At 59.5% G+C, this 22446-nt stretch carries 29 protein-coding genes; 4 read left to right on the top strand and 25 right to left on the bottom strand.

The genetic code is table 11. The features are described 5' to 3' along the window. Positions 1-316 precede the first annotated feature (316 nt). From ACNPM8_RS01805 to ACNPM8_RS01795, 3 genes are read left to right on the top strand one after another with little or no spacing between them, the layout of a single operon-like run. Positions 317-856, top strand: a complete 540-nt coding sequence (locus ACNPM8_RS01805) for a hypothetical protein (RefSeq protein ID WP_448939036.1) — start codon at positions 317-319, stop codon at positions 854-856. 13 nt (positions 857-869) lie between these two features. Beyond that, positions 870-1277: a hypothetical protein gene (locus ACNPM8_RS01800; RefSeq protein WP_448939035.1), complete on the top strand. Its 408-nt coding sequence runs from the start codon at positions 870-872 to the stop codon at positions 1275-1277. After that, positions 1270-1746 carry a hypothetical protein gene (locus ACNPM8_RS01795; RefSeq protein WP_448939184.1) on the top strand — a complete coding sequence of 159 codons (477 nt, stop codon included), beginning with the start codon at positions 1270-1272 and terminating at the stop codon, positions 1744-1746. The genes ACNPM8_RS01800 and ACNPM8_RS01795 overlap by 8 nt, the downstream gene beginning before the upstream one ends. 918 nt (positions 1747-2664) lie before the next feature. Here ACNPM8_RS01795 and ACNPM8_RS01790 read toward each other — a convergent pair. The 8 genes from ACNPM8_RS01790 to ACNPM8_RS01755 all read right to left on the bottom strand — a co-directional run bounded on the left by ACNPM8_RS01790 (position 2665) and on the right by ACNPM8_RS01755 (position 7842). Next, entirely contained in the window at positions 2665-2985 is a 321-nt protein-coding gene (locus tag ACNPM8_RS01790) for a hypothetical protein (protein ID WP_448939183.1), read from the bottom strand. Between the two features lie 12 nt (positions 2986-2997). Then, entirely contained in the window at positions 2998-4053 is a 1056-nt protein-coding gene (locus ACNPM8_RS01785; protein ID WP_448939182.1) for an N-acetylmuramoyl-L-alanine amidase, read from the bottom strand. A gap of 65 nt (positions 4054-4118) precedes the next feature. Next, a complete protein-coding gene (locus ACNPM8_RS01780) occupies positions 4119-4433 on the bottom strand; it encodes a hypothetical protein (RefSeq protein WP_448939181.1) in 315 nt (104 codons plus the stop codon). Between the two features lie 9 nt (positions 4434-4442). Next, entirely contained in the window at positions 4443-5117 is a 675-nt protein-coding gene (locus tag ACNPM8_RS01775) for a hypothetical protein (protein ID WP_448939180.1), read from the bottom strand. Between the two features lie 23 nt (positions 5118-5140). Further along, positions 5141-5767, bottom strand: a complete 627-nt coding sequence (locus ACNPM8_RS01770; protein WP_448939179.1) for a hypothetical protein — start codon at positions 5765-5767, stop codon at positions 5141-5143. 14 nt (positions 5768-5781) lie between these two features. Then, a complete protein-coding gene (locus ACNPM8_RS01765) occupies positions 5782-7095 on the bottom strand; it encodes a hypothetical protein (RefSeq protein WP_448939178.1) in 1314 nt (437 codons plus the stop codon). Between the two features lie 4 nt (positions 7096-7099). After that, positions 7100-7609 (bottom strand): hypothetical protein, encoded by a 510-nt coding sequence (locus ACNPM8_RS01760; protein ID WP_448939177.1) that lies wholly within the window; start codon positions 7607-7609, stop codon positions 7100-7102. Between the two features lie 32 nt (positions 7610-7641). Then, entirely contained in the window at positions 7642-7842 is a 201-nt protein-coding gene (locus ACNPM8_RS01755; RefSeq protein ID WP_448939176.1) for a hypothetical protein, read from the bottom strand. A gap of 30 nt (positions 7843-7872) precedes the next feature. Between ACNPM8_RS01755 and ACNPM8_RS01750 the strand changes: the two genes are divergently transcribed. Beyond that, positions 7873-8298: a hypothetical protein gene (locus tag ACNPM8_RS01750; RefSeq protein WP_448939175.1), complete on the top strand. Its 426-nt coding sequence runs from the start codon at positions 7873-7875 to the stop codon at positions 8296-8298. Here the strand turns inward: ACNPM8_RS01750 and ACNPM8_RS01745 are convergent. The 17 genes from ACNPM8_RS01745 to ACNPM8_RS01665 all read right to left on the bottom strand — a co-directional run bounded on the left by ACNPM8_RS01745 (position 8295) and on the right by ACNPM8_RS01665 (position 22398). Further along, positions 8295-9086 (bottom strand): hypothetical protein, encoded by a 792-nt coding sequence (locus ACNPM8_RS01745; RefSeq protein ID WP_448939174.1) that lies wholly within the window; start codon positions 9084-9086, stop codon positions 8295-8297. The genes ACNPM8_RS01750 and ACNPM8_RS01745 overlap by 4 nt on opposite strands. Beyond that, the gene (locus tag ACNPM8_RS01740) at positions 9083-10150 is read right to left on the bottom strand and encodes a hypothetical protein (RefSeq protein WP_448939173.1); all 1068 of its coding nucleotides are present in this window, start codon (positions 10148-10150) and stop codon (positions 9083-9085) included. The genes ACNPM8_RS01745 and ACNPM8_RS01740 overlap by 4 nt, the downstream gene beginning before the upstream one ends. A gap of 81 nt (positions 10151-10231) precedes the next feature. Continuing rightward, complete coding sequence (locus ACNPM8_RS01735; RefSeq protein WP_448939172.1) at positions 10232-10963, bottom strand: hypothetical protein; 732 nt, start codon at positions 10961-10963, stop codon at positions 10232-10234. Between the two features lie 16 nt (positions 10964-10979). Beyond that, positions 10980-12974: a hypothetical protein gene (locus tag ACNPM8_RS01730; RefSeq protein ID WP_448939171.1), complete on the bottom strand. Its 1995-nt coding sequence runs from the start codon at positions 12972-12974 to the stop codon at positions 10980-10982. 209 nt (positions 12975-13183) lie between these two features. Further along, positions 13184-13567 (bottom strand): hypothetical protein, encoded by a 384-nt coding sequence (locus ACNPM8_RS01725; RefSeq protein ID WP_448939170.1) that lies wholly within the window; start codon positions 13565-13567, stop codon positions 13184-13186. 2 nt (positions 13568-13569) lie between these two features. Then, on the bottom strand, positions 13570-14160 hold the full coding sequence (locus ACNPM8_RS01720; protein ID WP_448939169.1) for a hypothetical protein: 591 nt from the start codon (positions 14158-14160) through the stop codon (positions 13570-13572). Continuing rightward, the gene (locus tag ACNPM8_RS01715) at positions 14160-15185 is read right to left on the bottom strand and encodes a phage tail tube protein (RefSeq protein ID WP_448939168.1); all 1026 of its coding nucleotides are present in this window, start codon (positions 15183-15185) and stop codon (positions 14160-14162) included. Before ACNPM8_RS01715 ends, ACNPM8_RS01720 begins: the two co-directional genes overlap by 1 nt. Beyond that, positions 15182-15349, bottom strand: a complete 168-nt coding sequence (locus ACNPM8_RS01710) for a hypothetical protein (RefSeq protein WP_448939167.1) — start codon at positions 15347-15349, stop codon at positions 15182-15184. Before ACNPM8_RS01710 ends, ACNPM8_RS01715 begins: the two co-directional genes overlap by 4 nt. A gap of 8 nt (positions 15350-15357) precedes the next feature. Then, positions 15358-15831 carry a hypothetical protein gene (locus ACNPM8_RS01705; RefSeq protein ID WP_448939166.1) on the bottom strand — a complete coding sequence of 158 codons (474 nt, stop codon included), beginning with the start codon at positions 15829-15831 and terminating at the stop codon, positions 15358-15360. After that, positions 15828-16601, bottom strand: a complete 774-nt coding sequence (locus ACNPM8_RS01700) for a hypothetical protein (RefSeq protein ID WP_448939165.1) — start codon at positions 16599-16601, stop codon at positions 15828-15830. The genes ACNPM8_RS01705 and ACNPM8_RS01700 overlap by 4 nt, the downstream gene beginning before the upstream one ends. Next, complete coding sequence (locus ACNPM8_RS01695) at positions 16601-16993, bottom strand: hypothetical protein (RefSeq protein ID WP_448939164.1); 393 nt, start codon at positions 16991-16993, stop codon at positions 16601-16603. The genes ACNPM8_RS01700 and ACNPM8_RS01695 overlap by 1 nt, the downstream gene beginning before the upstream one ends. A 78-nt stretch (positions 16994-17071) precedes the next feature. Continuing rightward, positions 17072-18283, bottom strand: a complete 1212-nt coding sequence (locus tag ACNPM8_RS01690; RefSeq protein ID WP_448939163.1) for a phage major capsid protein — start codon at positions 18281-18283, stop codon at positions 17072-17074. A gap of 96 nt (positions 18284-18379) precedes the next feature. Further along, positions 18380-19099 (bottom strand): HK97 family phage prohead protease, encoded by a 720-nt coding sequence (locus tag ACNPM8_RS01685; protein ID WP_448939162.1) that lies wholly within the window; start codon positions 19097-19099, stop codon positions 18380-18382. After that, complete coding sequence (locus ACNPM8_RS01680) at positions 19096-20250, bottom strand: phage portal protein (protein ID WP_448939161.1); 1155 nt, start codon at positions 20248-20250, stop codon at positions 19096-19098. Before ACNPM8_RS01680 ends, ACNPM8_RS01685 begins: the two co-directional genes overlap by 4 nt. Beyond that, a complete protein-coding gene (locus tag ACNPM8_RS01675) occupies positions 20247-20381 on the bottom strand; it encodes a hypothetical protein (protein WP_448939160.1) in 135 nt (44 codons plus the stop codon). The genes ACNPM8_RS01680 and ACNPM8_RS01675 overlap by 4 nt, the downstream gene beginning before the upstream one ends. 34 nt (positions 20382-20415) lie before the next feature. Further along, complete coding sequence (locus tag ACNPM8_RS01670; RefSeq protein ID WP_448939159.1) at positions 20416-21864, bottom strand: hypothetical protein; 1449 nt, start codon at positions 21862-21864, stop codon at positions 20416-20418. Positions 21865-21876: 12 nt separating this feature from the next. After that, entirely contained in the window at positions 21877-22398 is a 522-nt protein-coding gene (locus ACNPM8_RS01665) for a hypothetical protein (protein WP_448939158.1), read from the bottom strand. Between the last annotated feature and the right edge of the window lie 48 nt (positions 22399-22446).

Here is a 22446-nt window from a genome sequence, read left to right as displayed (position 1 = left end):
CATGAGTGTGAAGGTTTGCTCATCGCTACTAGAGATTGAAAGCTTCAAAGCGCATTGCAACGCTCACCAAAGGCAAGTTCCGCCGAACCATTTTTCAAAGTGAAAAGCTCTAGTCCAAGATTACGAACTTCAAAACTCCCGAGAATCACAGGGAACCTCGGAGTCATCTAAACCACTTATGATTGTTCACTTGTCAATATTATGGTTAGACTGTTGCCAGTTAGACTCGATCAAGATGCATGTTGCAGAAGGCTAACTCGTGGGCTACTCAACACGCCGAGCAGCCGTCTACATTAAAACAGTTGAGGAGGCCAGGGTGAGTATCCCTACTCCAAATCAGGTATTCCCATCTAAAAAGCCCGTCTTGACTGTACCACTCAGGTCGACGCGGAGTGGCGGAGAATGGCATCATTGCCGACTTCCCCCAGATGGGATCTGTCCTACTCATCCTGAAATAGATCGCTCGTTCAACAATGTTCCTGTAGCCGTACGAGAATTGGTACGTGCCCAATTTGAATCCAAATGGGATCGCGCGATCAAAGGTGACCTGAAATTCGGTTCTAAGGATGACGTTGGTGAGGTGTTTACTCGCCCGCCAGTGCTCTTTGAAATGCGAGTAAATCACGGGGCCAGAGAAAGTCGTCAGCAACGAAGATTCTTGTTTCGCTTGTACTTCGCGGAGCCGATCGACCTAACTGGCGTGATGTTGGCCCTCAAGTTCGGGAGAAAGCCCGGCGACGGGGATACGCAGGGGGTTCAACAATCTCATATCGAAGAAGCCGGTGAAAGATTCCGCGAAGGTCTCAAGGACGACTACCTTTGGGGATATATTAACAAGAGCCAGGCAACACAATAGGAAGGAAGCAAAGATGTCCGCAGTCAACCCATTTGCTAGTTCGACTACGACCTCTTCACTTCTTGCCACTGACATAGTTCGTGGCTTGGATACGCTGATCGACACTTTAACCAGTGCGAGAATTCGCAAGGGCTACTCACCTAGAGAACTAGCCGAACAAATAGGCTTTGACGAAGAAGATGTACTCGATTTCGAGCATCACGATTTTTCTCCACCTGTTGAGTTTGTAATGGCTTATGGGATCGCCGTTGCTGTTCATATTCAGTTCCTAGCATCAGATGGTGAAGCTTGGGCACGTAGGAAACGAGCGTCAACGGTGGAACGTGAGATCGCCAAGGTGTTCAAGCCATCAGACAGAGACGCTGCTTCCTCTTTGTTTGAGCGTGTGCTAGGAAGCAAGACGGCTGTAGCTCATGTCTAATCAGACACATCCAAAGTCAGCTGACTTGATTACAGACATAGTGCTCATCCATCCTCGTGTAACCGATGCTCAAGCTACATCGTCACCAAAAACACTCTCGGATGAGGTCTCTTTTCAGCTTGGTCTATTCCTAGAAACAGACGACCAGGAAATGATCCTAGCTACGAATCTCAGTGTTACTCACGACGATATAACTTGCTCGACAACTATGAGTGGGCGCGTTTATGGCTTTCCCTTTGCGGATGCCCTGAGTAAAGACGACGATGAATTGTCTGCCCTCATATCAACAACAGCTGCAGCACGGGCTCTTTACCACTCGGCGTCCTCGACATTACGCCAGTTGGCGTCGATGGTTGAAATGAGTACTGCCGACCTTCCGTATCTGATGCCCGAACCAAATGTGCAGATAATCAGATTTTCTTCCGAAGATGTTGCAACTAAGTCGTCAACCGAAGATGACGTTGATTAATCATTTATTCATTCCTATCTAAACAAGAATCCGCCCTACTCTCGCAATGAGGGTGGGGCGGATTTCTGTATGGGACAAAATGGTATGGCTACCGCGGGTTCGCTCGTATTTCTGAAACACCAAACTGACGGCATCCCTGACCGTCACTCTCATGCTAGCTGAAACGATACAACTAATACTCACGTTGCAAGCTGGCGGTGGTCCCGGCGCCTACTACAACACCGGAACCGCCGAAAGGGGTTCCCGGCTACAGCTGCTGCCAACAAATGGTAAGCAAGAAGGCAAGCAAATGGTGCAACCGACAACAGAGGACCCTTCCCGGTGCATTGGGGCAGGCCGCATATCAATCACCCTAGCGTTGAGCTCGGAATAGGCAAAGAGGCTGGTCGGATTCATTGGGAATCCACAACTGATTCTTATCCCGCTACGTACTGCAATATGTGACTTGCATACTCGCGATAGTCCACCAGACGATCGTCTCTAGAAATAATCCAGCCCTCGCTGATTTGCTCATCAGCGAGGGCTGGTTGCGAGTTTTGCGCTGGGCCATGGATCCCCATCCAGGACCCCAAGGACTTTCGTTTCCCCAAAAAACTTAAGTCCAGCGTGAAACCTAAACACATGCTAGAGCGTTATACGCCTTTATGCATAGGCTTTTCGTGATAATCCGTGAATATGGATCATTTATTCAATCCGGATTCAATCCTTGAAAAGGGGTTGCTTTTCGGCTGATGGTGTAGACAGAGTCTGCATTGGTACGATTTCTACCTTCTAACGACTAGTCAGGCAGTAAACCCTTTTCCCCCAATAATGGATTTATGCTAGTCGAACCCGTCAGCATCCCCCAAGTGCTGGCGGGTTGCCTTCATTAACGCAGAAAATCGCCCTATCCTCATATTGAGGATAGGGCGGCTCTGTCTATTCTTCCAGAGTACCCGGGGCATTTACTTCGATACCTGTGGTGGGCGGCTCGTCGGTCTTGGTGCCGGCGGCTAGCCAAGGCAGGAAGCGCTGCAGGAACGCTTCGATCATCGGGAGAGCCATGATGCGAGTAACTGCTGCGGCGATACCCAGGGCCAGCGCCGCGGCGCCGGTGGCTGCCTCTGGGCTGCCCATCGTGGCCGCCGTGTAGATTGACGGGGCCATGGCCGCGAGAGCGACGATGACCGCGAGGATCGTGCGGACGGTAGCTCGCCATGGATGCTGTGACTGGGTGGTGACGGCTGCATGCTTAGCCATGCTTATTTCTCCTTAGATTCGCTTGTTTACTTCGGCACGGACCTTGGCGTAGGACGCATTGTTCACGCCCAAGGATTTCTGCCGGTTCCCGTGCCCGTTGCCGTGCTTTCCTTGGATGACCTCGGTGGCCATCTGCGAAACGCTTTTGCCCTTCGGCTTCGCCGGGGCCTTCCCGCCGGCCCGGCGGTTGACCTCGGCCCGCACCTGGGCGTACTTCGCCGCGCTGATGCCGAGGCTGCGCTGCCGGTTCGTGTGCCCGGTCCCGTGCTTGCCGGCGATGACCTCGGCCGCCATGGTCGCCACCGATTTGCCGGCCGACTTCGGAGCTGCAGGCTTCGACTTCGCAGGGTCCGGTGCCTTGGCGCCCTCACGCTTGTTGACCTCGGCGCGAATCTTCGCGTACGTCGCATCGTTGACGCCGAGGGATAGCTGACGGTTTGCGTGCCCGTTGCCGTGCTTCCCAGCCCGCACCTCGGACGCGAGCTGCTGGATGCTCTTGCCGTTCGAGGACTTTTGCTCGTCGACCTTCTCAGGATTCGGATTGGCCACTGGCACCACGTCGCCGGACTTCGCCAGCTTGTTGATGGCGGGGATCTTCGCGTAGGCGTTCTTGCCTGGGCAGGCGGTGGACTTGGTGTCGCGGTGCCCGCCGTCGAGCTTCGGTTCGGTCCACCAGCCCTCGTCGATGCCTTCGTTGAGCAGCCACGCGAGCGAGGCGACTTGCTCGGCGGTGACCTGGTGGGTCTCGTAGTTTCCGGCCAGGCAGATGCCGGCGCTGATCGAGTTGCGGCCGGCGGTGTGCGCGCCGACTCGTCCGATGCTGTGGCCCTCGTAGATGCGGCCGGACGGGAAGATCACGAAGGTGTAGCTGATGCCGCCCTTGAATCGGGACTGCCCGATGTCGTCGAGCTTGCGCATCTCGCGGTACTCGGACGCCAGAGCGGCGTTGATCGCGAGCTGCAAGGTCACGCTGTGGTGCAGCCACTTATCCAAGCGGCCAACCTTACGGTTATAGAAGCCATCGTTATGCTTGGCTCCCCACGTTTCACGGCTGATAATCATGGTCATGTGTGTTCCTTTAGGGCATAGAAAAACCCAGACACCGTTCGTGACTGGGCAAAAAGAAAGACCGCCTATTTGGCAATCTTTGGTGGTTCTGGTTTCGTCGGTTCACTCGGCCACGTACCGATCCGCTCAATCGGTGCACCATACTCGATCGCTACACGGCGAACGTGCGAGCAGTGCTCCATGATGAGCCGCCGGTAAGTGGCCTCATACTCACGCCAGGCCTCGGATTGCTGGGCTTTCTGCGCCAGCGTCAAGTTCTCTTGGCGCTCTTCGTCAGCACGCCCGGAACGGTACTTGGTCCACTCTTGTAGAGCGACGGTGAGGAACCCGCCACCACCGACTAGGGTGGCGATTATTGGCCAGATTTGGGACCAATCCACATTGGCCTCCTACTTGCCGGGCTCATAAGAGTAGGGGCGAATTCGGGCGTAGCGTGCGATGAAGTGCAGCAAGCCGATAAGGACAAAGACCAGTTGCACGAGCCGGTTCCCGCTGCTGGTCAATTGCATAGTCAGGATGATGCCCGCGTAAAAACCGATGGCGGTAATGCAGGCAATGATCGCGGGTTTCTCGATCAGCCACTTACCGCCTGGCGCGGCATACGCGCCCATCAACCCTCCAATGAGAGCGAAGATGCCCCAGGCGAAGATCACCCCGCTGCCGAACGCGCCCTCAATAGATGAGGGCGGGTCGACGATGGTTGAGATTCCCCCGACCGCGCAGAGCATGTAGACGAGGGTTTGCACAATGGTCACGACTCGGGGTTCCTGGATTTTCAGCCATAGGGCGACTGTCCAGTGTTTTTTACGCATCGGCAGGCTCCTGATATCCGAAGAATTCACCAGGCGAAACAGTTCTCGGCAAAACCATTTTTCCTTGTTCGACATGGCCTTCGCCGAGCAGAACACCATCGCGGAAGGCTCTGCTGAAATAGCCTGTGCAGAATTCGGAACCGCAGTGGCATCGGCCGATCTCGCACCGAGTCCCGTACTTCGACGCGTCAAGAAGAGGCAGAATGTCGATGCCACCCCAAGGCAGCGATCTGGCCATTGCCGGGTTTTCATTTTTGCAATTCACAGGTCACCTCCTAGTAGGTTGTGACCATGAGGCTGTCCAGCGCGAACCCGGTAGCCGGCTGCACAGCGGACAAACCGCAATACCCAGACAGGGCCACGTCACTGGTATTCGCAATGATCTTCTCTTCACCATTGACGACCAAAGACAAGGACCCGCCCATCCAGCGAACGCCCACCCGGTCACCGTCACTGATGGGGAAATTATCTCCGAAGTAGGTCGTGATGCCGCCAACACGCTGGCAGAGTCGCACGGTGGTCGTCAGGATTTCTAGACGGTAACCGTTCGGAGAACCATTCACGGCGCTACGGAACAGATCGAAGTACAAGCCACCGACGGTTGGTCGGGTAACGATCTGCATCTCGAACATGCCGCCGTTACCTTCCATTGGCATCTGCGCGGTGACGGCCGAAGTAGTATCAGCACCACGAACAACCATGCCGTTGTTCACAGCGAAGACGTTGTTCGTACCTTCCCAAGCCCGGGATTTCAGGCTCTCGCCCGCGGCGGTGAAGACGCCGATCAGGTTGCCGGTGTTGCCACCGCCGAACTGCGCCATGTAGAGCGCACGCCCCTTCGTATACGGGGTGCCAGGGAGCGGGTTGGTTAGTGCCACGTCGGATGCAAGATAAGTACTCATGAACTTTTTTCTCCTTAGATGTACCAGCCGAGGCTGGCCAGGTGGGTGCGAACAAGGTTGGCGACGGCTTGATACCCGGCATCGTTCAGATGGGACGGGTTCGAAGCAACGCTGTCAGGAAGCACCCCGTCAGCCTGCTGTGCCAGGTCATTGCTTGTCGGGGTGATGCCCGTATCAATCCACAACTGGGCTGATGCCAGATAGGCGGCAACATCAACGAACAGGTCACCGTACCGGGCCTTGTGCGCCGCGTTGATCTGCTCGACGTTGGTACGGCGAATCGAGCCTTCAGCCACGTCGTTGTCCACGAAATGCCCCAGGACCAGGACACGCTTCACCATGGGCGAGAACCAGTCGAAAGCCTGGTCTGTCTGCTCGATGGCGCGGGTTGCGCCTGTGGGTGAGCTGACGTTGTTCTTGCCGGCCCAGAGGATCGCCACGGACTTGCGCGCCGGTTCGGCCAGATCGGGGATGAACGGCGTTCCATTAGGGACCGTGACGGCCGAGCCGCTGTCGCTACGAGTGAAGACGGTCTCCGTACCCGACCAGGAAAGTACACCGTGCACGCCGTTGAGTACCCCGGAAAACGGCTTCAGATACTGGGTCGCCCCCATGTTCGAAGCAGTCACGCCGACCGCGCCGCTCGATGGAATACTGCCCCCAGCGACCGTGAGCAAAGCCGGACGGGACCCCAGCCGGGCGAAAATCTCTTCCGATACCTCACCGGATTTGCCCTCGTTGTGGAAGGTGGCCATCGTGTCCGCTAGGACAGCTTCAAGGTAAGGCCCGATACCCTGCATCGAGGACGAACCAAGACCGTAGGCCTGGGTGAGATCAGGGAACATGCGCTGCAGGTCGCCGTTCGCGTCCACATACCGGTCACCCACGGAAAGGCCGGACCCGCCAGAACCGATGCGCTCGGCGATGCGCGGAGCCAGCCCGTCAACGACACGGTCAGAGAACTTGCCATCTGTTTTGCGCAACTCTACGTCGGTGAAACGCCCGGCAGCATCAGTCACCGCGTACAGGTACTCACCGTTTTGCTCAAACCTGACACCAAGCCGGTCACCGAGAAGCTTTAGCCCCCAGTCGGACGGGCCCCCGTCACTTGGACGCCACTCCAGCCAGGTTTGGCGCATCCCCTTAGCGTTAAACCCGCCACCTTCACTTTCCCAGCTACTGCCGATATACGGCGAACGCTGATCGTTCCCGTCCAGCGCATCAAAGTTGTCCTTCATGAAGTCCCAGCCCGCTTGGTTCAGCGGGTCGCCTGGGTCGCCCTTCAAGCCGCGTGGGCCGCGGACGTTGGCGATTGTTACCCATGCCATGGGGTTACCTCCATACTCGGACGTCGCCGATAGTAGTTCCCGGAATTCCTGATGCTTCCCGGTCGGGATCTGAAGGGTCTGTGATCAGCCAGGTGAACCTGTTTGACGGTGGCGCGGCGTCGGCGCTGACCCACCAGATATTCGGATTTACGCCTCCGCCGCCACCGCCGCCGGAACCGCCACCGAAGTCGATCAGGTCGCTAATCAGCCCTGCGCCGGTGACGCGGATCTTCCAGTCCGGGAAATCGATCAGGGCAGCGCCCTCGACGTTGGACAGCCAGCGGATCTGCAACCGGTACCAAACGTCGTTCAGGAACGTTGAGGTCGTTGCCAGATCGGCTGACCAATCCCCGTTTGAGTCGGGGGTGACTTCGATCGGTTCGGTAGGTACGACTCCGCCTGGTTCGCCCGAAGCGCGTATGCCCGGTTCGTTCGGCGTGAAGATCAGGACGCCTTCGCGGCCATCGAGGTTGTAGCCGAGTATGTCTTTCAGGCTGCCCGTTACGAGTGCCATCAAGCCCCCTTGGGTATTAGAAAACCCGCCGGCTATGCGGTGGGTTGGGTTGCGAGTTTGAGTTGTGCTGTGAGGATCGCGTTTTGGTGATTCGCGTCCGTCAGGGATTGCCGGTACTGGTTGATGACCAGTCCTTGCACCTGCTTGGCTTGCTGAGTCCTCGCGAGTTCCGTTTCAAGGGTTTCGAGTCGTTGCTCGATTGTTACCTCTGATTCGGGGCTTGGATCTGCCATTCGTCGGCTCCTTAGATTAATCTGGTGGGCATGCGCCCTAAACTTATTTCCCTGCTTGCAGTATCGGCTTTGGCACTCGTCGGATGCACTGCAGCGGAGAGCACATCAGAACCGCAACCTACCGTGACGGTGACGGCCGCCCCATCGGCGAGCGCGGAGGGTGCGATTCAGGAATCGGGTGATGATCCTGGGCTGTTCTTGAAGAGTGTCAATTACCGATGGATTGGCGAGCAACAGTTCAGTGACGCTGACTTGTTGAATGCTGGTCGTGATGCTTGCAAGCAAATGCGAGATGGCGCTGATGTCCTTGACGTGGAATCTGATCTGCGTGGAATCAGTGAAGAGAATCAGGATGCCCTTGCTGTTGCTGCGCAGGACGGATTCTGCAGCGATCTCCAACGCGGAGCTTTGAAGCCCTCGGAGATCCCAGACCCTATTGCCCCAGCAACAAACTAGAACACCAACATGATCTGCTTGGTTGCGCTGTCCCAATAGAGGTTCGCAGTAGATCCACTAGGCGCCGCTGGCACTACGCCTACGGTAAGTTCCTTTGAGATATCAACGTGGCCAGCGGCGCTGATTCTGTCTCCGATGGACTGCATCGATACTTGCCCACCCTGGATAACCCATTCGCCATCATCGCCCACCGACATGATGGCTCCGTTCGGTCCCGCGCCGATGCCCGCCGTGTTCAATCCAGCGGTGAATCCGACGCCCGGGGAAGATGATTTCACCTGTACGGTGCCTCCAACAGAGGAAACTTTCGAACCGTCCTGGAACACCATCGCTCCACCATCATCCGATGGAGTCAGCTTCATGTTCGTGCCAACATTGATGATGCCGTTCTCCATGACATTCACATCGTTGTTGACGTTCAGAGTTCCGTCTGACTCAATATTGAGGGTTCCGAAGTCCGCTGACCCGTCCGGCCGAATTTCAACCGTTCCGGACTTGAATAGGCCGCCGGAGACAATTTCGAAGTCGCCTGCGACAGTTGTTGGTCCGTTCATCTCCGTGGTGCCATTGAAAATGTTCTCACCGTTGGAAATCAATCGGCCAGTAATGTAAGCGGATCCAATGACTTCAAGGCCACCGTTGAGGATCTTGATCCAACCGCCGTCATAAACTTCTAAGCCCTCGCGCCCGATCGCCGAGTGCGCCAGCATTGACTGGCGTTCCAGGCGATACAGCCGGCGCAGGATGTCCTTGATGTTTCCATCGTTGAGGTTGCGTTGGATACTCACAGGTCAGCCTCCGGCCCTAACAAGTCTTGAGTGGTGATCTTGATAGTCTCGTCTGTGAGACTTCCCGAGAATGCGATTACTTCCCAGGAGTGCCACCCGCTGGGGAGCCACACATCGTTGTCAGCTTTCCAACGCACCGACCCGCCAAGGGCCAGTTCGCTGAGTGCTGGTAAGCCGTCAGCTCGGACCGTCATGTCGATCTGGCGGATCGCTGCTGCACGGCCGAGCCGGTTGCCCGTCGTGATTGACTGCAGCTTGGTCAGATCCTTGATCCCGGAGAACTTTTCCGAGTCCTCCATGGCCAGGTAGTTCGATTCGTTGTGATCCGACTGGCGGACCAACGTTCGCCGCTCGGATCCCTCGCCGGCTCCGTAGACCTTGATGCACAATGCTGATCCGCTGAGCTTGTAGGTCAAGTTCTCGACCGAAGCCTGGTCTGCATCCAAGTCGTAGTCCCACACGCGAGTCTTGTTCGCGTTGACTTCCATCACCCATTCCAGCGAGCCAGAGCTCGACCACCGAGGCCGGAAATCAATATCTGGTCCGCCATCGTCCTGGATGAAATCGTTGATGAGGTCGGAGGCTTTCTCGAAGTTATACCCATAGACGGTCAGCGTTTCCGTGCCAGCTTCGTCTGCTGGAAGCACGAACGGGAATTCGTACATCAGCGGGGATCCGAAACCGTTGGTGATGTTCTGGATGATCCGTTTGATCATCGTCGCCTTGGATAGCCCGGACCAGGTGATCTTAGAACCTGCAATATCGTTGGTTCGGTCCGTGGTCACGATCCTCTGATCAAAAATCGACCAGACATCAGAATGCGAGATGGTGATTTTTTTCGATGCCCAATCGTAGGAATCTTCGGTGATGACTCCCGCGTAGACGATGTTCCACGCAGTAAAAGCAGCCGCCTGCCACTCGACGACGATCCACGACTGCCACGGCCAGATCGGAAGACGTTGAACGCCTTGGAAGCGCTCGTCCAAGGTGTTTATAGTCAGCTGTCCGCCGGCTCCGCCGTTACGTTTCCTGGACCATGACCCGGAGTCGAATGGCAGTTCCATACGTGGCTTCCAAGTTGGAGGAACTCCCGGAGTCTCAACACGCCCGTCAACCACCTGCACGCGGTAAGGCAAGGCATCCTCCTAAATATACGTGTCGTCGAAGTCGAACTGCACTGTTCCGGATCCGGTACTGACGGGTGCTGTGTTGGCTGCCGAGGTTTCGCCGGGAGGAACCGACCAATATTCGGCAACTTCAATTCGCCCGTAGACCCGTGTGCCTGCGACTTTGAGAACGCCCGTTCTCATGTTCAACGTGTGCGTGCTGCCCGAGACGAGAGGTTCAGTGATGCGGACCAGCCGCCCGTTCAGTGACAGGGCGTATCCAGCAGGGGCAGAGCCTGACACGGTGACGATCGGCCAAGCGCTCACCGTCCCTCGATGAAAGACATCGACCGCAGAACCCAGCGCTACCGAGAAATTGTTGTGGCCACCGTATTTGTAGGGGTCTGTGGCTTTCAGATTCAACTGGTAATTGATCAGGCGGTTGGCGACCACGTCAATCTCCGGTTGCCCGTTATGCTGAACCATTGCCCATTGGGCCAAGCCATCGATCCTGATGATCAGCTTCTTCTCGCCGCCGTTGAGCAGTGCGGCCAACATGTTGCTCCCGGTCCACCGCTCCGGGGCGCTGTTAGCTGCCAGCGCCCCGGATAGTGTGATGAACCGCGACTCGTAGAAGACCGGCGCCGGGAAGTCTCCGTCAGCGTTGACCCGGGCGTTCTGAGTCTGCTTCGTAGCAGGCGAGTTGAACCAGCCGTCGATGTCGTCAATTTCAAGGTAACCGTACCTGGATGACGGGTTGTTCAGCTCCATCCCGGCCAAGTTCACGCTAAGGCTCACCCGGATCCCATCCCTTCATTTTCGCGTCGTGCCGATCCTTGGCGCGGATTCGCTGTGCAATCGCTTCGGGGTCAGGTCCCGACACTTGGTACGTCGGTGCGTAGGTCGTTGAGCGTTCTACGACCTGCTGGCTCGGTGCCATCGGTGCCGTAGCTGCAGCGAAGCCGACCGGCCCCGGTGCATCGGGTACTTCTACCAGGTGCGCCATTGATGCGTCGATCGCCGGTGCCATGTCCTCAACACCGACAAGCACGCCTTCGCCGATGTTCTCGCCGAAGCCAGCGAACACGCGGGACGGCGAGTGAATGCCGAGTGCGGCCTTGAACGGGCCAACGATCCAGCCAGGCAGCAGGTCGAGGAAGAAGTTTCCGATCGATCCGGCCAGCGAGCCGATACCGTCGAGCAGGCCTTGGATGATATTTCGACCAGTATCGACCAGCCAATTTCCGGCACCGGAGAGGGCACCGAGGATCAGGTCAGGCAAGCCGGTGAAGAAATCGACCAGATTCTGGCCCATATTCTGGGCGCCGTCTACGAATCCTTGCCACAGTCCGGACAGGAATTCTCCGACCCCGGCCCACATGGCGTTCCATCCCTCGATGAAACCGTTTGTCACTTCGCCAAGCCAGCCGAGGAATCCGCCCCATACTTCACCGATCCACGCTACGACAGTGTCCCAGTTAGCGATCAGCAGAGCGAGCGCGGCGATCAGCAGGACGATTCCGGCGACGATCCAGGTCACTGGGCTTGCCCACATGACAGCGTTCGCGATGCCCTGGGCCACGGCAAAAGCGCCGATGGCCAGCACTAGCGGGCCAAGGATCGGCGCGAACTGTGCGAGTCCTTCCAAAAGTGGCTCAAGGACTGGCAATGCTCCGGCTACCAGGCCGCCCAACGCAGACTCCGCTTCGCGACCCAGAGTGGTGAGCGCGGCCTGAGGCCCATCGGTCAGCGCGGTGGCCAGCTCGTCGGCCTTGCCTGCCGTCTCGCCCAGCCCGCCATCGGCGGAGGTGAGCGCGTCGAGGAAGCCCGGAATCTTGTCCTTGCCGATGTCTTCCAAAGGCGTGCCGAACAGAGCCACCGCAGCGGCGGCCTGCTTGCCTGGATCCTTGATGCCCTGCAGCTCTGACACAATCTGTTGGAAAGCGCCCGAGGCCTGGTCCCCGCCGGCCAGCAAGCTGTTGGCCATGTCCGTTCCGGACAGGCCAATCCCAGCCAAGGCGTCCTGCGCTCCCGTGTCATCCAAGTCGGATGCCCGGATCATGAACTCCTTGAGCGCGTCACCGGTCTTGTCCATCTGGATCGTGCCGCCCTGGGCAGCATCAGCGATCAGACCCATGGCATTCGGCCCCTGGATGCCCAGCGCCTGGAAGTCCTTCGAGTACTCGCTGAGCGTGGGAATCAGCTCGCCACGCATCGCCTTCGGCACGTTCTGCGACGCCGCGGCCAGCAGGTCCATCGCCTCGGCGCCGTCCTTCGCCAGGCCCGAAGTAACCATGATGCCCGCCGCGCTGGCAGCTTCTCCCACGTCAGCTTCCAGCGCCTTGCCCAAGGCCATGGCCTTGCCAGTCATCGACTCAATCGCATCTTCGCCGGCGGACTTCATACCAGGGAAGGTGGAGATAACTGTCTCCACTGCGGAGCCAACCTCTTGCATGGAGTCACCGAAGGCACTGGTGTACAAGTCGCCAGTGGCGGACGCCGCGGCAGCTGCCTGCCCCGGATCCAATCCGAGCCCAGCCGAGATCTCGCGATTGATTTGATCCGCGTCCAGGGCAGTCATAAACCCCTTGGTCAGCGCGGCACCAGCGATGGCACCAGCACCAGCACCCACACGGGGATCCATCATCCCGGCGAACGCGTCCTTGCCCGCCGCCTTCAACCGGCCGCCCATGGTCTCGGCCGACTTCACTACATCATCGAACGCCTTATCAACATTCTTCGCGTTGCCAATGATGTCGAACATCAGCTTCTGAACAGCCATGGCCACCCTTCCTGCCTAGCGTCGGCGTCCCGCCCTCGGCGAGCGCTTGCGTTCGCGGGCTTTCTTTTGTTGTTCGGCCCATTTGTCCGCGTGGCGGACGTAGAGGATCCACATGTCGTATTTCATGTCCCAGACGTTGAGCGGGGTTATTCCTGGCCAGACGTGGGAGATGGTGGGGAGCCAGCGGAAGATGCTTTGCTCGATGTCGTCTATGTGGTCGCTGGCCCCGGTTCGGGAGTTTCGTCGTCCGGAGCGGAAGCCGTCGGGGTTTCTTTTGGGTCGGCTTCGGCGGTGTCCTCTTCTTCAGTTTCGAATCCGATGGAGCTGATAGGCACGTCGGTTGCTTCGTCGAAGTCGACGTGTTCACCGGCAGCGCGGCGGCAGAGGAAGATCATCGCGCGCAAGGCTTGGATGCCCTTTTCGTCCTCGAGGAAATCGAGGTGGGTTTCAGCGCCTTTGAGTCCGTTGAAGGTGTGCATGATTGTTTTGATGCCCATACCGGATTTGATCTTGAGAACGTAGAGGTCGCCGAGGCTGGCTTTGGCGATGCCTTCTTTGAGCGGGTATTTCTTGTCGCCGATGATCAGCTTCATGGTTATCCTTTTCCGTTCAGTGCGTCGGTGATTGCTTTTTCTGCCTGAGCCGCGGCTTGCTTGCTGCCCTTGGCGATCGGTTTCCACCAGTAGGGCTGGCCGTACTGGGTGACCCAGTCACCGCGACGGTTGCCGAAGGCTGGGTGGCGGAAGGTCTTCTTGTTCCAGACGTTGGCCATGTCGTACTTCTTGCCGCTCGATTTGCTCGGTGTCTTGGCCGCTTCGATGCGGATTCCCGAGCGGGTCTTGCCGGCGACGACGCGGGTCTTGAGGTTTTGCTTGATGCTTGCGCGCAGGTTAGTGCTGCGTGAGCGTCGAGCTTCTCGGGCGTCGTACACGTTGATGGTGCGCAGGTAGGCCTTGCGGCCGTTGCGTGGCTTGACGCGAACGATTTTCTTTCCTGCTCGGACGGCCACGCCGGGCAACGGACCGGAGAGTTCCTGGCGTTGCCCGGCGATGATGCCGTCACCTACGGATCGGAGGTTGCGGCGGAGGTTGCGCAGCATGCGCGGCCCCTGCTCTTCCTTGACCCGTTGGAGGGTTGCCCGCAGATTCTTCGTGTCGAATTCGATCTGCGGATCGTTGCCGCTCATCAGTAGGCGGTGTCGGTGGACCGGTATACGGCGTAGACCGGTTCGACCCCTGCGAGCAGCCCGTCCAGGGATGTGAAGTCGATGGACTGGGTGATTGGTTCGCCACCGTTGGAGGCGGGCAGCTGGCCGTCGAGCTTCACCGAGGACAGGAAGATCTGCAAGGTGGGGCGAACCCCGGCGGAGATCTCAGCTCCTGCTTCGAAGGTGAGCACGATCTGCAGCGCTTCCTGGTTCAGGAAGGCGTCGCGCAGCATGTTGTTGTCGTACTCGGCGACCATGGAGCCGGTCGCTTCGATCAGGCCGCCCTCGGGGCGGCGTCCACGCTTGCCGGCAGAGCCGAAGGTGAAGCCTCCTTCGTCGATGCCGTTGGACAGCGAGAGCGTGAACTCGGTGATGTTGCCGGCGACGGTGCCGCCGGTGGCCAGCGCCGTGCTGGTCGGCGCGGTGACCGAGCCGCCGATGGTGATGGCGCCGTGCACGAAGGTGAACAGTTCCATGTCCGCCGGGTACACGGTCGGCACGTACGGGGTGTCGGTGACGGTCTCGCGGGCGTTCCAGGTGGTGGACAGCTTCACGATTTCGCCCTGTGCAGCGCTGAACTCCGCGGACTCTACGACAGCACCGTGGAAGGTGTGAGGCTGGATCGCGCCGCCACCGATCAGTGGCACGCCTTTCTGGATGGTGTACGACGGCAGTGCGCCCTTGGTGTAGGTGTGCACCTGCTGGTATCCCGTACCGGCATCGATCGCGGCGATGGCCGATTCGCCGAAGATCGCATGCAGGAACACTCCAAGGCCCTTGGTTGTCGCTTCCACCTCGATGTCTCCACCGGACATCTCCTTGCCCAGCGCGCGGCGGGCAGTGCGCGGGGCACGCGACCCTACACGCAGGCCCTCGCCCTGGACCATTTCCGGGTTCCATGCCAGCGTCTCGGAGATGAACTCCACGAACTGGTCTGGGGTAGCAGGTACGCCGTAGGCGCCTTCCTTGCCGAGCCCTAGCGAGCAATCAAGCTGTGTAGTCATCGGTTGCCTCCAACCTGTTCGAAGTTACGTGCTTGTGCCAGGAGCTTGTCTGCTGCAGATTGAGGCACGGTGATGGTCTGCCCTGCTTTGACGATCTGCCCGAGCAAGGGCACGTCGAGGTCACCCAGCGGGGAGATGTTCTTGATCTTGATGTTCTGAGCCATGCTCGTTCCTATCCTCGGACCCGGTTACGGGCGGTGAAGGTTGCTGTGACGTCCACGCCGCGGCCGGCCTGCAAGTATTCCTCCGGGGTCTGCCCGTCGGTCTGCACGCCGGTGAGCAGGCACTGGCGCACCACGCCGCCCAGGGTGGTATCGACCATGCGCACGTGGCGTTCGATTCGGCCCAGCAGGTCGAAGGCGCGTTCCTGGGCTGGCAGTTCCTGCGTCTCATCGCCGCCGAAGAGGCAGGAGAAGACGACGGACACGGTCAGGGTTTCCTCGCGGGTGCGATTGGTGCCCATGGTGGCGAAGTCCTGCTGCACCTCCAGTTCAGTCACGGCGATAATCTCGTCGGGCTGGAAGCTCCCGGGAGTACCCGGCGCAACCAGAACATCCTCCGTGTCTGCATTTTCGGCCATGATCGTCTTGATCGCTTCGAACAGGGCTTTCTTGAATGCCATTCCTGCGGTGAAGGTCGTGCTCATGCGAAACCGCCTATCTGCTGGTGCGGGGCGCACAGCTCCACGACGCGGCGTGGAACGGCGAAACCCGAGGGCGTGAACACTTCATCGCTCGGATCGCTGCGGACGCCGGAGCCGCCCGCGTACTGCTTGCCGATCTGCACCCAGTGGCGCACCAGCTCACGCGCGGCAAGACGGACATTCGGCGGCACACTGTCAGCACCGAGCTGGACGGTAGCCACGAGCGTTCCTGCGGGGAAAGTTCCCAGTTGCTGGTGGGTTCCGGCATAGAGGATGCCATGCTCCACATACCAGTCAGCCACGGGCGTACCGTCGACACTAACCTGCGTTACGCTCCTGGCTGCCCAATCCAGCAATACCGAACTGCCGCCGCCGGCGGCCGTCATGGTCCCCGTTGAAAGCAGGATCGGCCCAGTGATGTCCTCGATAACCGGAGTAGCCGCCGCGATGTACAGGCGAAGATCATCGATGTACTGATCATTGGCACGACCTGCGTTCAGGCCGGCGAGCGCGTCATCGATGCTGATGATGAAGCGCGGGTCGGTTGGCCAGACGTCGAAGATGTCCGTATAGACCATGCCAGTGTCGGTGCCCCAGGTGATGCGCCAGCGCCCTGCCATGGTGGCTGGGATCTGGGCCTTGCCGGTGGCGTGGTCGACGGTGGCGGTTCCGGTGGTGCCGTCAGGGCGGGTGACCTCGGCTGTGAGTATGGCGCTTTCCGGCCGGGTCTTCCATTCGGCGGTGTACGTCGAGCCGAGGTCAACCGCCGACATCAGGACTCCTTGGTCTTAGGTGCAGGAGTCTGGGCCTTCGCCTTGGCTGCTTCCGCGGCCTTGGCGTCGGCGTCAGCCTTGGCCTGGGCTTCAGCTGCGGCTTTCTCCTCGGCGGCCTTCGCGTCAGCGTCGGCCTTGGCCTGGGCTTCAGCTGCGGCTTTCTCCTCGGCGCGGACGGATGCCAGCGACTTGTTGCCGGCTGGTGCCACTGCCTTTTCGGTGTCGATGTTGGCGACTGCGGATTCGTTCCGATCCGGGGCAGCGGCGATGCCCTGGGCGATCAGCTGCGCAGCTTCTGCCTCGGGCACGTCGATGGTTTCTCCCGGCTTGGGCCATTTCTTGCCGTTGCGCGATCCGGAGATCAGCGCACGCATGCGAACAATTGGTGCCATGATCGTTCCTTTCTGAGAATGTTGAGGTACCAACGGCGGCCGCCCTTGGGGGGACGGCCGCCAGTGGTACCGGCTTGGTTAGGCTGCTGGCAGCAGCAGGTGCTTTACAGCACCGGACTGGTCCATCAGCAGGCCATCACCGCGCACCAAGGCGCGGAAGGTGACGACGTCGCGGTTGAAGGCGTAGTGCTCCGAGGATTCGAAGCGGATCCCGTTGATCAGGCGCACCACGTAGGAGGACAGATCACCGAACAGCAGAGGCTTGGCGTTGGCGCCCATGGTCGGCATGAACGGGTCGGTCCGTACCGGCTTGCCCTCGATTGTGTCCGGGGTGCCGGCGATGACCGATGCCTGCCAGATGTAGTTGCCGTTGCCGTCCTTCAGCTTGCGCAGGTACCCGGCGGTGGTGTCCTCCATGACCCAGGACGCCGACGGGCGGTTGCGGTACGGGCCGATGACCGAGTAGTACAGATCGATCACGTCGTCGAAGGTCGGGGTCAGGGTCGCAGCGGTCTTGCCCATGGTCGAGCTGCCGACAATGCCGGCCGGTTCGCTGGTCCCGGTGCCGGTGATCAGCTTCTCGCCCAGGGCGTTTCCGACTGCCCAGCCCGCAATGCGTGCCAGGTAGCCTTCCAGATCCACGCCGGTATCGGTCAGCAGCTCTTTTGGAACCTCGACCAGGTCGCCGTACTTGTAGCCGCCCAGAGTACGCTTGCCAAACGCCGGATCGGACGACGGAATCACGCCGCCTTCGGAGACCTGCGCGCCCTGCGGGTGCGACACGGTCACTGGGACGTCGATGTTCTCGCCGCTGGCGGTGTTCCAGGTCGTGGCGCCGCCGGCCAGCAGGGTGGCCACCTCGACGGCGTGCTCCATGAGCTTGCCGTAGAAGGTGGTTGGCACGGTTGCGCCACCAGCACCGAGGGTGCCTGTGGACAGCGCGCGGCACTCTTCCTTGGTGCCCAACGCATTGAACTCGTTGGTCTTGCCGGTCAGGAAGGAGCGCAGCTGCTCCTCGGTGTCGGTTGCGCCGCCGCGCTGCTCCGGAGTTCCGGTCACGCCGGCCTTCTCCAGTGCCGACTCGGCCGCGCGGGAACGCTCCTCGGCCTGCACCAGGGAGTCAGCCTGCTTGCGCAGAGATTCCATGTCCGAGCTCATCTTCTCGAACTTCTCGGTTTCCTCGCCAGAGAGGCTGCGTTCTTCCTTCTCGGCGTTGTCCAGCAGTGCGCGCATCTGCGCTTCGGTGTTCTTTCGCTGCTCCATCAGCAACTGGGCCATAGTTTTGGCCATGGGGATCATTCCTTTCTAGAAATGACGAAAGCCCAGCATGATGCCGGGCTTAGGATGATTTCGGAATGCGGGTGGTTTGCTACCTGCCCACGGTTTTCAGAGCCAGTGCTCCGCGAGAGAAGCCCGACGCGATTGGGCGTCGAGCCTCTCCCGTAGTTCGCTGGTGGACGGATGAGTTGCGCCCTGTCCGTCCTCCTGCGATTCCTCGTGCCCGTGGGCGCGGGAAGTCTCTTTGTCGTGCAGCAGCGTGGCCAGCTTGTTCTGCTCGGCCGCGGCGCGCGCTTCTTCCAGATCCAGCTCGAAGCGGTCAGCCAGCGAACGCAGACCGGTCGTAGTATCCCGGTACGCAGGATTGACCACCGGGGCCACATCGACCAACTGCACGGCCTTGAGCGTGCGCAGCGGGAAGTCCTCGGAGGTGTATCCCCAGTCGTCCTCCATGGTTCGGAAGGCGAAGGAGCTGAATCGCAGATCGCCACGCTCGGCGAGCGCTTTGACGTCACGGCCGGTGCTGGTGTCTGGGAGGTCCACTTCGTACCAGAGGCCGGTGCCGTCGGTTCCGAGGCGCAGTGTCTCGGCCAGGGAAGTTCCCAGTAGCGCGTCGTCCGAGTGGTTGAAGCGAGCCAGGACTTCTACGCCATCGGCGATGGTCTTGTTGAAAGCGGCTGGGTCTACCTGCTCGACGAAGCCGCCGAGGTTCTGGCTGTAGCGGTTGAACACGGCGGCGTATCCGAACAGCACACCGATTCCGTTGGCGGAAGCTCGCAGTTCGATCTTGGCTGTGTGGAACCGCCGTTCGATGTCTTTGATTTTCATGAGGTTTCCTCCTTCGGTGCGGTTGGTTGCTTGCCGTAGTTCTTCAGCCATTCCTGCTTTTGCTTGTCGGTCAGGATTGGGCGTTCTTCCAGCTCGCGGCCTTCGTCGAGGGTGAGCATGCCAATTTCCAGATTGAGCTTGTTCACTTCGGTTCGGGTCTTGATGTCTGTACGCACTAGGGCGTCCGGGTTGAACTTCATGTAGTGGAAGTCCGGGAGCAGCCGGGTGATGTGGTGCTCCAGGCGGGTGAAAATCGGTTGCAAGGCCCGGGTCTGGAATTTGATTTGGTTCATTTCCAGCGTGGAGTACGTCAGCGAGTTGCCGGCTTCTCCGCCGATGTCCGATGGGTCTACTCGGTAGATTGCTGCGATCTGATTGGCCGTGGCCTTGATCGTTTCCAAGAACTGAGCCTCGTCTGGCTTGACGCTTAGCGCTTCCCATTCCCAGTCCTCACCAGAGACGAATACATCATTATTGGCTACGGCCGCTTTGAAACGTGCTTTGGCCTTGGCCGATTCAGATCCCTTCAGCGATCCCTTGTTGTACTTCAGGTGCCCCGAAGGGGTGGACCCGTTCTTGAACCAATCGGCGCCATACCGCTCGGCCGAGCTCCCCGTTTCCAGCATTTGCCGAAACTGGCCAATCGGCGACAGGCCGGCCACGGAGCCGGGGATCGGATACCACGGAATGTGCACGACGGTGCTGGGATCCAGATCCTTGCCCTTGTACTGGTACTTGGGCTGGCTTCCGCTCTCGTCCACCGTCACCTGGTCGGGATGCAACCAGGCGATCTTGGATGGAACGCCAGCGCTGTCCACGGCGACGATCAGCCCGTATGCGTTTCCACGCAGCAGGAAGCTGGTGGTGTACTGGTGCAGCCATTCGATGCGGGTCATCGTGGCCGCGGGGTGCGGGTCAAGCATCAGCTGCGACTGATGCTTCGCCTTGACCTTGGAACCGGCCGTGGATTCGTACTCGCTGCAGGGCATGATCGCGATGGAGTCGGCAATCAAGCTGGTGGCTGCGTACAGCGGAACCAAGCGAAGCGCCGACTTCATCGACCCGTCCAGGCCCTTGCCGCTGCCGAGGATGCTGAACCAGCCATCATTCCCGGAGCGGGCTTCAATGCTGGATCGTCGGAAAAGGCTCATGTGCGCGTCCTCCGATCAATCAACCAGGAAAGCACCAGCAGCAGCACACCGGCCACGGCCAGCGCCCCGGGAACGGAGTACACGGCCACGGCGAGCGCGATAGCAGAGATGACTAGTAGTGATCCAATCAAGTCAAGGATGCTTGTGAGCCCTACAGGACGTAGGTCATCCGAGCGTTTCATCGACATCGTAGGCATCCTCTCTCTTCTCGATGTACAGCCAGCGAGCCAGGGCGACTGCGTACATGGGCGATATGTCCTTGAGTTCCCGGCCGCGAGCGAAGACGAACGCCTTGTCGGCGATGATGCGCTTGACCGTGCAAGCCATGGCATCGTTCAGGAGCGAGTCATCCGGGAAGCGGAGGTTCCCCACCAGAGCCTTGTCGTAAAAGTCGCCACAGGCGGCTACACGCTTCGGGCCAGTGACGGTGATGACTTCAAAGCCTTCATCTTCCAGATCCTGCTTCAAGGACACTGCGGAGCCGTTGCCGTCGATTGCAACGTGGCTTCCGCCTAGTACTTCTCGGAGGCGTTTGAGTTCGGCGACGACGTTCTGCGTGCCGTCCAGCCGGTCGAATACTTCGACGTACGCGTTGGCGTTCGGGTCCATTGGCTTGGCCGCCAACGCGATCGATGCGAAATCCCTCTCAGGAGAAACGTCGATCGCCCAGAATGGCGTGCCCGTCCAGGACTCGTCATCGATGGGAACGAAGTTCTTCTTCCAGGCAAGCTCAGGAATGAGCTTCGGAGGCCCCTTGGCTGCTGGCCACCACCCCAACCAGGCACGTTCCCATTCGGTCTTGTCTGTCGTGTTCACGCGCAAGTTCATCACGCGCTCGGCTTCTATGGTGTACCCGATGGCCGGGTGGCAGCCGAGGAGGGTTTCGACGTCGTTCGGATCCGAGTCCACCGGGGCCGAGTACTCGATATAGCAGGTACGTGACTCCACGCCTGCATCAATCAGCGCCCGGCCCAGATCGACCTTGTCCTTCAGATATGCCGAGGACGTATCGCCTGCTGCCGAAAGCACCCACATCTGAGAGCCGACAATGGTCATCAGCGTTGGCTGCAGACCGCCTTCCAGCATGCTGTCCCGGTGCACGTACGCTTCATCAATATGCGCTTCGTCGTTCGCGTCGCCGTGGCCGGACTCGCGCTTCACCGCGTCGATGGCCAGCTCGGCACCGTTGATGAAGCGCACAGCCTCCTCGCCACCTCGCCACCGTGGCTTAGTCAGGAACATGTCCAGTGGCGAACGGTGCAACGGCAGGTAGTAGTCATCCTTGAGCCGCTTGAGCGCTTTCAAGCGGTTCTGGGCGGTGTAGATCATCCGGGCATCCTGCGTCGTCAGCGCTCGGTGTGTCAGCTTCCCACGGCTAATGGTGGTCTTGCCAGCACGGCGCAGCACAATGATGATCACCGTGTCGTACCAATAGCCACCGGTGCGCGGATCAATCTCACAGGCCACATTCAACGCATCGCGCTGCCACGGCATCGGAGTATTGCCCATGGCCTTCATGACCTTGGCAACCTGGCCACCGCGAGTCTCCCTCTGCGGGTTTCGCGGCGTTGCATACAGCGGTGCGGGATTCCGCGGAGCATACAGCGACTCCACGAGCCACCTCCATTACTGCGTCGAGGCACCGCCCTCGTCGCCAAACAAGCCAGCCAGGAACGCCTCGGGTGAGGTCGGGGCTTTGTCGCCACCGTCCGTGACCTTGCGCAGCCGGTCGAAAACATTGAACAGCCGTGACTCCATGCCGGAAATCAGGTCTGGGCGTTCGATGCGCGGTATCTGGTCCAGCACACGGGCGTTGTACTTGGCTAGCACCAGCAGAGTCTTCTTGAAAGGAGGTTCTCCAACGAGCTTGCCCAGCTCCTCGGTGAGCACTTCCTCGATCTGCCCCGGCTCTGCCTTCCAGTCCAGCGACATGCTCGACGGGTCAATGGCCGGCGGAAGCTCTGGCAGCTCGTCCAGGGCCACCTCGCCGCCCTGCTCGCGCAGCTTCCGGCGAGCGCGGTACGCCGCCATGTCATCGCGCTTTGCCTTCTTGCACCCTGTGCAGCGGCAGCCTCGACGGTATCCGTTGAGGCTTGGCTCGCCCTTGCCGTGGCGGTAAGGAATTGAAGGGATCTGAGGGTCTTCCATACCCTTTACCGCCTTTCTTGTAAGCTCGCAAAAAATCAACCAATTCAC

This window comes from Glutamicibacter sp. AGC46 (genome assembly GCF_053543715.1).
The sequence above is the reverse complement of the archived record's forward strand: the minus strand, read 5'-3'. Positions and strand labels throughout refer to the sequence as shown.